We start from the raw sequence: 11,699 nt of genomic DNA on the forward strand, positions 1-11,699 counted from the left end.
CTAATAGGACAATACTATGACTGATTTTCGTCACAAGCTTTCCTCTTTTGTCCAACCAAGTGGGGGGACAGCTTGCCGTAAATGGCTAAAATTGGCTGGTTTGACAGTGGCTATTTTGTGGACTCATCAAGCCAGCGCCGGTGTGCTGGCGGGAGATATTATTAGTAATATGGCAGTTGGGGAATACAAGGAAGAAGGCTCAAACGTTGTCCAAACCAGCCGCTCTAATCTGGTAGAAACCGCGATTTTACCTGTCTATGCAGCAACGTTAGTGGCGGATCGTAGCCAAAATGCTCAAAACGGCCAAACCATTCAATTCCCGCACGTGCTCACCAATACTGGTAATATCACTGATACCTATAATTTATCAACCCAAAACCTGACGAGTGATAGCTTTGACGTCAATAATATTAAAATCTATGCGGATACTAACCAAGACGGCGTAGCTGATAATATCAATAATTTAAGCAGTATCACACTGGCACCCGGTCAATCTACAGGCCTTATCGTTGAAGCCCAAGTTCCCATAACAGGCACGACAGGCGTGGTGCTGGGCAACAGTGCTAAATTAAGCTTAGTCGCTAACTCGGCCAACAATAATACCCTATCACTTAATAACACTGACACTGTGACTTTGTCCAATAGCGCCAATGTTATAGTTACCAAATCGTTTTTTGTCCAAAATGGTACTACCTACGTGCGTCTTGATTACGCTAATCAAAGCTCAATGGATAGTGGTCAAGTGATACTCACAGATACGTTACCTGCCAGTCTGTCTTATCAGTCGGGCAAAGAAACTTGGCTCGGTACAGCGCTCAACCCCGCGTCTGGTAGTAATGACCCCAGCGGTATTGACTATTATCTTGATACAGATGGTCGCACTGTCAAGGCTACTTTAACCAGTATCCCTGCCAACAGTACAGGCAATATCCAATTTGCTGTCAATGTTGTACAGACCACGGCAGGTGCTATTTTCAATACTGTCAATGTCAACTACGATCATGATAATAATACTAGCACCGCTAATATTTCTACTACTTCCAACAATGCTCGTTGGAACATTGCGCCTATTTATCAGGTGGTGCTCAATGCCAATGCCAAAAATGCCAATAACAGCGGCAGCGATGATCAGGTTACAGCCGCGAGTATCACCGCGGGTGATGAGGTAAGCTTTACCAACTATGTTTGGAATACAGGTAACACAGACGATCGCTTTAACCTGACTATCAATAGCGACAACTTCCCTACCCCGCATCAAGTCGAGTTCTACCGTGCTGATGGTGTGACACCGCTGCTTGATAGCAATGGTGATGGTATTCCTGATACAGGCAATTTGCCTGCTGGAGGCATGTTGCCTATTGTGGTTAAGGTTCGTTTGCCAACCACCAATGAGGGAGCCACCGGCACCGTTTATACAGTGGTGCCAAAAGCCCAGTCATTGGGGGATAGCACCCAGTCAGACACCGTTACTAATAACACCAGCATTGCTGCTACCAATATCTCAGTGGATCTTACCAATAGCCCAGAGACTAGCAACAATGGTACAGGCAATGGCGCAACGACCAACAATGGTAATGCTTGGAAGACACTAACGGGTCAGTCAAATGGTCAAGTGGTTTTCCCTCTAACCGTCAAACATACGGGCGCTGCTACTACTTATCAGTTCGCTGCTGATGGCGATGGTGATTTTAGCAAGCTCGAGTTACCTACTGGCATCGCTAGTGTACGCTATTTTGACAGCACAGCAGCTGACTGTAGCACACTGGGCAATGAAATTGGCCAGACTCGGCTACTTAAAAACGGTGAAAGCCAAGCTTATTGTGCGGTAGTCAAACTAAAGAATGACACGGTTACACTGACCAATGTACCTATCTATTTCAAAGTCAGCTCAGCAACTTATCAAGATGCCAATACGGCTGGCTTTGACACCTTAAAAAACGCGATTAATATCAATACGCTAAATGCCGTTGGTACGGTAAGTTTTGATCCAGATTTACGAGGACAAATTACCCCTGGGGGTACCATCGTCTACACCCATACGCTGTATAACTACACCAAGACCGCTTTAACAGGGAGTTATCAGTTAGTAACTCAGCATGACCAACCCGGTTTTACTAGCACCTATTATCTCGATAGTAATGCCAATGGTCAGTTTGATAGCACAGACACTTTGCTTGACCCAACCAATATAAGCGGTAGCTTATTTCCTGCAACGAGTCAGGTGCGTATATTTGCCAAGGTACAAAGCCCGACCAATGCGCCAGTTGGCATGATTGACACCGCCAGCATACAGTTTAAAACCAGCACGGGCACTGTACTAGATATTGCCACTGACATTACACGCGTCACCACCACTCAACTACGTTTGTATAAATTACAAGCCAAAGATGATGACTGTAATGGTCAAGCTGACAGTAGTTATACCACAAATGGCTTAACCATCGGTCGAAACACCAATGGCACGGCGCAATGCGTACTGTATCGTGTCACGGTTAAAAACGAAGGCGCATCAGCGATCGGACAATTTAATTTTCGCGATGCAACACCGGCAGCAACCGTCATGGAATTTGCGCCAACTTGTGCTAGCTGTACTAGTGGCAGCATTGTTGCTCCTGCTAAAGGGGCATCCGGTACACTAAGTGGTCAGCTGCCCAGCGTTGCACCAAACAGCAGTTACAACTTTGAATTTGGGGTGCGTTATGTGGGTAAATGATAGGAATAAAATTATGATGAGCACTATAAACAACCAAAGACCTACTATCCTACGTCATATATTCACAATGATGAGTTTATTTTTTATGCTCATTGTAAGTGTCTTCGTATATGCTGCCCCCTCATCGCTTGAAATGTTCAGTGGCAGTGCGACCAGTAGTAGCGGTCCAACTGTTGCTGCGCAGACCTCAACCGTACTTCTTAATGCCAACAACCCCGATGATGATACTAGCACAGCGTTTTCACCATTGATTACTGCAACTGTAGCATTTAGCAATCAACAATATACCAATGTTACAGGCGGCGCACCAAACGGCAATGCCATGATGTTTGGTGCCAATAGCGGGAGTGGAGATACTATTACAGGATATTCTTCATGGGTACCGCTCAATGCTTTCGGCAATCCAAGCAGCAGTGTATTTACCTCAACGGCAACTACGACTGTTGGCAAAGGTATAAGCGCCACCAATAACTATGGCACTCAAGTATTTATCGCAACTCAAGGATTACAAGCTGCCAATAAACCCACCAACGGGCGGCACTTGATGGGTACTATGACGATTAACTATAGCAGTCCAATCATCAACCCAGTCATTCATCTCTCTGCTTTAGGTGGCACTTCTCGTAGTGGATTGGGGTTTTCAACCGAATTTGATTTAACCACATCAGGGTATACCTTAAGCCAACTCTCTGGTAGTGGTGAGTTGACGGTTCAATCTAACAAAATCTTAAATAACGCTAGCACGATATCTGGTACCACCGGCTCAGGCGCTGCCAGTGGTAGTATACAGGTGAAAGGCGGACCAGTAACTACGCTTACCTTTAATGTTTATCTTCGGGGGGATGGTAATGGAGGCGGATGTACGCTTTTAGTATTTTGTAGTAGTAGCTATTGGGATGATAATAACTCTCAGTCAGGCGATGCTTTTGTCATATCGCCATTATCCCTCGATGCAGCTACCGATTTGAGCATTACTAAAACTCAACGAGTCGGCACCAGCGGCACATTTGGTACCACTAAAGTTACAGTACCATTAAACAGTGTGGTGCAATATCAACTAACCATTAATAATAATGGCAGTTATGTCACCGGCGCACCCTTTACTGACGTGTTACCGGCAGGGTTGAGTAACCCAACGGTTTCCAGTAGCACTTGTGCAAGTGCAACCTTTAGTGGTAATACATTAAACGGTACCTTTACTGGTGCATCAGGTGCAAGTTGTGTCGTGACCATCCAAGCCACTGCCACATCCAATGCTGATATTACTAATACAGCAACTATATCACCACCAAATGGTATCACAGATCCAGTCACTACAAACAACAGCGCATCGGTTGAGACACTCCTCGGTAGCGGCTCACCTGCTACTGATGTGCGCATCAGCAAAATCGATGGGCTCGACCAAGTTGCTTCTGGGGCAACAACGACTTACACATTACGCGTACGCAATGATGGACCCAACCCAGTAGTGGGTGCAATTTTAAAGGATCCAGTTGCCACTGGTCTCACTAAAGCTGGCACGCCCACTTGTACTACCAGTACGTCAGGCAATAGCTGTGTTAACGGCGCAGTACCTAGCATTGCACAGCTTGAATCCTCAAACGGCTATGCATTACCTAGCATTCCGGGTAATGGTGGTTTTTATGAGTTGACTGTACAGGCAACTGTGACAGCTACTAGTGGCTCAGTCACAAACACCGCTTCAGTCAATGTAGGCAATAATTATATCAATAGTGGCGCTAGCTGTGTCAGCAATAATGGATATGTGCGTATATTCGATAGTGCAACAGGGATATGTACGTCGACCGATACCGATACGGTACTTACTTCAAATTCGATAAATTTCGATTCGAATATTAGGGAGGCAGCTTTAGCCATCAGTCCGAATATTCCGACGATTCGGCGCGGTGCAGGCGGACAGCAGACTATTACTATCACTAACAATGGTCCTGATGGCGCCAACAATACGTTCGCTACCTATACCGAGCAGCCAACTGCAGGTGTCACCATTACCAGTGTGACTTTATCCAATGGTACAGTGTGTAACGTGACCCAGACTTCGCCAAAAATTTGGAAGTGCCCATTAGGCTATCTCGCTAATGGCAGTAGTGCTAACTTTCTGGTGAATTATAGCACTACCACTACTGCAAATTTAGACAATTCACAGATTGAAGGCGTGGTACGTGCTGGTAGTGATGAGCTCAATCCAGGTAGCGGGGTCGGTGAAAGCGCCTATCGCATCTGGGGTGCAGAAACACAATTAACCAATGCGCCTGCAAATAGTGCATTTGCTGTGGGTTTTAACCGTACAACGGATACCACGGTGGGTGGTGACTCAAATACCAATACTTATGGACCAATGTGGGAAGGCTCCGCGTTGGCATCAGCCTGGCCTGCTAATCAGTCTAGTCCAACAGGGGGATATTTAAAATCCTCATCCGCTGGCGGTGACAACTCCACTTACTACGCTGCTACGACCAGCCAACCAGCGACTATACAGCGGTTACTACCCACTTTGGGCAACATTAGTGTCAAGCTGAATATTGGTGGTAATAATTCTTTGATTGATAATCGGCGCGGTTGGGAGGTCAAAACAGGGATTCTTGTGCCAGATAGCCAAGCCAATCTTCCCGTTACTGCTTGTATCGGAACTAGCTCGCAAAGTATCGATGACAGTGCCTATATAATGCTAAAAAATAAAACAAATACTTCCAATACAATTTTGGGGGGAATCGATGGATGGCAAAGTTCCTCGTATGTACTTACAGTGCCTATCACCCTACAACCGGGTTATAACGTTTTGACTTATCGTATTGCCAACCGAAATGGTAAGGGTAAAAATGATGGTGGGGAGATTAATGCGGGTGGCTTTGGCACCTTGGGTTTGCTTACCAATGGCAGTTGCTTGCCAGATGGTATAAATAATATTACCAATGTCGGTGAAAACGCTCGCGTCAATATTATTGATGCAGCAGAATTGGTCATCACCAAAACTAATTACACCGATTCGGTCAATGCAATCGGTCAAACCACTTATACTTTAACTGTGGAAAACCAAGGACCCAGTAATGTCACAGGCGCTATACTAAAAGACCCAGTGGCTACTAATATGACTAAAGGTACGCCCGTTTGTAGCACCATTGATAACAACCAATGTACCGCAGCGACCACCCCAACTGTCAATCAACTCGAAGCTGGCTATGCTTTACCTGTGCTAGCTAGCGGGCAAAAATACATTCTTAGTGTACCAGCCACCTTAAATGCCCTTACTACAAGCTCAGTGACCAACACCGCCAGTGTTAAGACTCCAACGAATGTTACCGCATTGGATACTGCCTGTGTGAGCGATGCATCGAGCAATATTACGCGTACCTTTGATGCCGCATCACAAACGTGTGCGACATCAGATACGGATAAAGTACAGCCACGGGTTCAAATTTCTAAAACCTCGATTGGCAATGTCGGTACATTTAACTTTAATGTGACTAACGCCTCAACAAGTTCTGATAGCGTGACAACAACGACAGCAGGTACCGCTGTGACCAGTAACGTTATCCATCATGTAGAAACCATCACTAATAGCCTGGTTATCAATGAGTTGAGCACCACGGGTTTTACACTTTCAAGTGCTAGTTGTATAGACAACAATGCCAGTATCTCTGGTAACACTACCAATCCCATTGGTAGTCTTTCTAATTCAACTTTGACCATTGACCCTACTTATTTAAAACCTGGGGCAAATTTTGTTTGTAGTTTTACCAATGCGCTTAAACAAATTACTGTTAGCGGTCGAGTATTTGAAGACAATAGTGGCACCACAGCTGTCAATAGCAATGCCTACAATAGTGTACAAGATGCCGGTGAAACGGGCATAGCGGGTAGTAAAGTTCAATTAAAGGATAACGCAGGTACAGTTATTGCCGAAGTTTTAACCAATGCCACAGGTGATTATACGTTTAATGTATCCCCAGAAAAATTGACCAGTACTTTTACTATTGTAGCTACAAATGCCGCAGGCTATACCTCAGTCAGTGGCACTTCGGGCTCAGGGGGTAGTTATAATTTATCAACTGACACCATCACGCTAACTAAAACCAGCAATAATTTTAATTACCCAAATAACAATTTTGGCGATGCTAAGTTGGCATTGGTGATTACACCGAATAACCAACAAACCACAATCGCTGGCGGCGTGGTTGATTATCCACATAAAATTAGTAGCCTTGCAGTGATTACTATGAATTCGGTTAATAGCATCGCCGCCCAGTCGCCTGCCAATAGTGCTGACCAACCCTGGCAATCTGTTATATATCTAGACAGTAACTGCAATGGTAAAGTCGACGTGGGTGAAACCGTATTAGCAGGCACACGAACTTTTAACCCGGTTCAGTCGATTTGTGTGGTTAATCGTGTCAACGTACCCATTAATGCCAGCGCTGGTGCACAACAGGTCGTAAGCTTGCAAGCTAATGGCACTGCAACCTCAGGTAATAAACCTGTAACTAGCAACACTGTGACAGATACCACGCTGGTAGGTAGTGCAGGGTTGGATATGAAAAAAGGCGTGCGTGTTGTGTCGAGTTGTCCATCAACTGTTAACGATACCAATGCTTTTGTCACTGCCAACCAAGCTCGCAATGGTAACTTTTTGGAGTATGAAATTACTTATCGCAATAACAGCACTAAAAATTTGGTTGATGTCATTATAAAAGATAGCGTACCAACAGGTATGGTATTTAAAAGTCAAAATTGTAACACTACGCCGACAGGAATAACCTGTACCCCTACGCAACTAGATAATTCACTGAGATGGTCAATGGCTGGTAAGTTACCACCTGCGACTAGTGGTACTGTTAGATATTGTGTGGCAATACCCTAAAAAATGGATTTTAAGGCTTATGAAATTTTAAGCCAGTGGCTAGGGTTATCAAGTATTATTAATGAAACCACGAAGGGCGTCTTTGGATAGATGCCTTTCAACCTTTACTACTTATGAGTAATATGCACTTAATCACAAATTTTAGGCAAAAATAGTAAAGCTGGTGCTATGCTCTATGATTCAATAACGAATATTACATACAGTTTCTTTAGATTTTTACATTTGTTTTTTAAAAAAAATAGAACAATAATATAAATATTGATTTTTAAAATTATTTTATGAAAAGAATTAAAGTCTTGTATTTTTTATGGATGATATTTGGTTGTTGCTTATTACCATTCATACGAACAGACGGTGTTTCATGATTGCAAAACAGTCAAAAATTAGGCTTATTTAAATAACAATTTACCGCTTATTCGATAAAATAATCATTTAGTCATTTTGTTTAATGTTAATTCTTGTAATTATGGATTTAGCATTAGACATCATTTATGATACTAGTATATAAATAGGTCAACATTATTTTGTTAGGTAATAACTGGGTAAGCTAAGTCTGAAATGACCGCAATTTATAATTACTGCCCATAGCTCTCTCCCATTATCTAATAAATACTATATCGATATACTCAATATCAGTACAGTTTTGATGACTTGTATTATCGAAAAAAGGAGTTAGTCTAGTGCGTGCATTTAATATATTGTTAATTACAGTAGCCATCGTTGGCATTACAGGGGTATCAGTCGCAGTTACACCCCAAAAAGAGCCTGTTAGTGTGGCGCTTACTGCCAATAAACTGACCCAGAATGCTCAAGGGATAACCGTGGCACAGCCAGTCACCAAGGTAAAACCCAATGACGTTATCGAATATCGCGCGGTCTATACCAATAATACAGGTAAAGCCATAAAAAACTTAACGGCTACCTTACCTATACCGCCAGCTACTCAATTCTTAGCCAAATCTACCCCAAGCGCAACGTTAGCTAGCACCGACGGCGTGAACTTTGCTGCTATGCCACTAAAACGCAAGGTAGGCAACCAAATCGTTAATGTACCTTTACAAGACTATCGTGCATTGCGATGGACAATTGCTGAAGTACCTGCTGGTAAATCAGTGAGCGTTTCAGCACAAACTCGTGTTAATAGCGTCACTCCTTAAGCCACATAAACATCCATCATTTTAGAGGTCTATATTAATGCAAAAATTTTTACCACGTCTTAATCAATTAGCTGCTTCGATTGCGCTAGCAGCAGGTGGCGTTGCGTTGATGCCAACCGCACAAGCAGCTGCACCAACTGCAGGTTCTAACATTAGCAACATCGCGACTGCAAGCTATACTGATGGTAATGGTGCTAGCAAAACCGTTACTTCAAATGAAGTCAAAACCATAGTATTACAAGTATCTAGCTTCACGCTAGTGGCTGACCGTAATGCCACTATCAATCCAAATGGCACAGCGACGTTATCACATACATTGACCAATACCGGTAATGGTACAGACACCTTTACTTTAAATGTGTCACAATTGGGCGGCGACGACTTTAATTTAAACAACGTCCATATTTATTTGGACAGCAATCAAGATGGCTTACCTGACGACAATATTGACATCAATAATGTCAGCAATAGAGTAACCTTAACTGCGAATCAGTCAGTGGGTATCATTGTGGTTTCAACGGTGCCTGTGGACCAAGCTGATGGTAAAAAAGCCAAGTATACCTTAAACGCGACTGCTGGTTTTGATACATCTGTCACAGGCTTTAATACCGATACCGTAACCGTGAGTGCCGGTGCTTCAATGCAGATCCAAAAGAGCGCGAGTGTGGCTAGCGTGGCACCAAACGGTGATATCACTTATACACTGACTTATAAAAATACTGGTAATGGCGCGGCCGCATTTGTTACCATTAAAGATACTTTACCAAATACAGTTACCTATACTGCGGGCTCTGGTATATGGAATAGTTCATCAACTAAATTGACTGATGAGGCGGGTGGTGACCCTGCAGGTATTGACTATCGTTATGATAGTACTAGCAAGACGGTTCTTGTATCTTTAACCAATGTACCAGCTAACTCAACAGGTACGGTAAGATTCACTGTTAAAGCAAATGCTGGCAACAATAGCATCATTAACAACACCGCATCGATATTCATTGATGATAATAATGACCCAACCAATACCCCATCAGGCACCACCCCGACCCAGTCTAACCAAACAACTGTAACGCCAACACGCACCTACATAGGTACCATTAACGACTCAGAAACAGATGTGTATGCTGATGCGGCTAAAGTAACGACTGATCCAAATAAAGACGACCAAATTTTATCTGTGACCTCACAAGGTGTACCTGTAGTCTTTGGTGATGATAATGGCTCTACTGATGGTGGTCCTGATCTAATCGTTGTCCATAACATAGGTACCGCTACGGAAACTTTTAATGTGTCGATTGATAAGTCAGCATTAGAAAATGGTAGCTTTGTTCAACTATTCAAGTCTGATGGGGTAACGCCACTGACCGATACTAATGGCGACGGTATTGTTGATACCGGTCCAATAGCCGCCGGTACAAATTATAAAATCGTCGCTAAAGTAACATTACCAAGCACTTATTCAGAAAACGATGCCAGTATTACTAACGTAACAACATTGACACTAACACCTGTATCTAACCCATCAGCAACTGATACTATCAAGCTTGTGATTACTGATGTTGTTAAGGCGACTGTTGACTTGACCAACGGCGACAACACTGACACAACTACGGGTGGCCCAACAGCAGGTTCATCAGGTCAAGATACCGGTGTACCGGTGGATACTGAAACTACCGCGCCAGGTAATGCGGTTACTTTCCCATTGAGTGTTACCAATAATTCAACCATACCGGATAACTTCAATCTAAGCAGTACTGGATTACCAAATGGTTGGACGGTTCAATACTACGTTGCTAAAACTAATCCAGATGGAACTTTTGTCAAGGAAAATGGTAAACTTGTAACTACTGGTGCGCCAATCACTAATACCGGTAATATTCCTGCAGGTAAAACAGTTAATTTGATTGCGGTAGTGACACCGTCTGCCAATCAAGCACCAATTACTCAAAATGTGGTGTTTACGGTTAGCTCGCCAGCGACGGGTCTGACTGATAGCATGACTGACCAAGTTGTGGTATCAACAAAACGTTCACTGTCTTTGACTGCAGATAACGTGGGTCAATTAGCACCAGGCGGCACTGTAACCTACACTCATACCTTAACCAATAATGGTACTATCACTGAGGGTGCTACAGCAGGATCTCTGCCATATACGCTGACCAATACTCAATCTGGTTGGACTACAACCTTATATGTAGATCTCAACAACAATGGTCTTGCCGATAACAACGAGCTAGTTACTGGTAATGATTTGGGTGCATTGATTGCTACTTATAATCCTGATAATGACAGTACATCAGGCTTAGAAGCTGGTCAATCAATCAAGCTATTTATCAAGGTAGAGGCACCGGCCAATGCAACTGCAGGGGTGCAAAACAGTAATGTACTAACTATAAGCCCAACAACTGTTTCTGGCACTACTACTTCGCCTGTGTCTAATACTGATTTAACAACTGTGAATGATGGTCAAGTACGTTTGACTAAAGAACAAGCCATTGCTGATTGTACTTCAGGCGTACCGGGTGCTTATTCACAAAACACCATTTCAGCCAAGCCAGGTACCTGTGTTGCTTATCGCATTACTGCCAAAAACGAAGGTAATGTTGCTGTGACTAACGTTCAAATTAGCGACGCCACACCAGCTTACACGACCTTCCAAGCAATTGCCGATAAATCACCAGCAGTTACCAATGCGACAGCAGGTACTCCACCAGCACATAATGGCACAGGAAGTGTTACTGCTACCCAAGCGACTTTGGCGCCTAACACAACCGCTGTATTGCAATTTGTTGTTAAAATCAATCAATAATTGATGATTGGTCTTAATAGTTAAATTATTGTCTTAATCTAAACGCTATAGCCTACTGTCGTATGGCTATAGCATTTTATCCAGTTTTCTATAAATTCTTTTTTAAATTAGCCATACAAGACCCATATTAATTCTTAGTCA

At 43.3% G+C, this 11,699-nt stretch carries 4 protein-coding genes; all 4 read left to right on the plus strand.

Annotated features, from left to right (window positions below):
• The first annotated feature begins 16 nt into the window (after positions 1-16).
• The 4 genes from RT422_RS07335 to RT422_RS07350 all read left to right on the plus strand — a co-directional run bounded on the left by RT422_RS07335 (position 17) and on the right by RT422_RS07350 (position 11,558).
• A complete protein-coding gene (locus RT422_RS07335; protein WP_313421819.1) occupies positions 17-2,713 on the plus strand; it encodes a hypothetical protein in 2,697 nt (898 codons plus the stop codon).
• Positions 2,714-2,726: 13 nt separating this feature from the next.
• A complete protein-coding gene (locus RT422_RS07340) occupies positions 2,727-7,592 on the plus strand; it encodes an SdrD B-like domain-containing protein (RefSeq protein ID WP_313421821.1) in 4,866 nt (1,621 codons plus the stop codon).
• 698 nt (positions 7,593-8,290) lie between these two features.
• The gene (locus RT422_RS07345) at positions 8,291-8,749 is read left to right on the plus strand and encodes a hypothetical protein (protein WP_050324782.1); all 459 of its coding nucleotides are present in this window, start codon (positions 8,291-8,293) and stop codon (positions 8,747-8,749) included.
• Between the two features lie 37 nt (positions 8,750-8,786).
• On the plus strand, positions 8,787-11,558 hold the full coding sequence (locus RT422_RS07350; protein ID WP_313421823.1) for a hypothetical protein: 2,772 nt from the start codon (positions 8,787-8,789) through the stop codon (positions 11,556-11,558).
• Positions 11,559-11,699: the final 141 nt, after the last annotated feature.

This window comes from Moraxella sp. CTOTU49803 (assembly GCF_032097965.1).
In the GTDB taxonomy this organism is placed as follows: Bacteria; Pseudomonadota; Gammaproteobacteria; order Pseudomonadales; family Moraxellaceae; genus Faucicola; species Faucicola tetraodonis.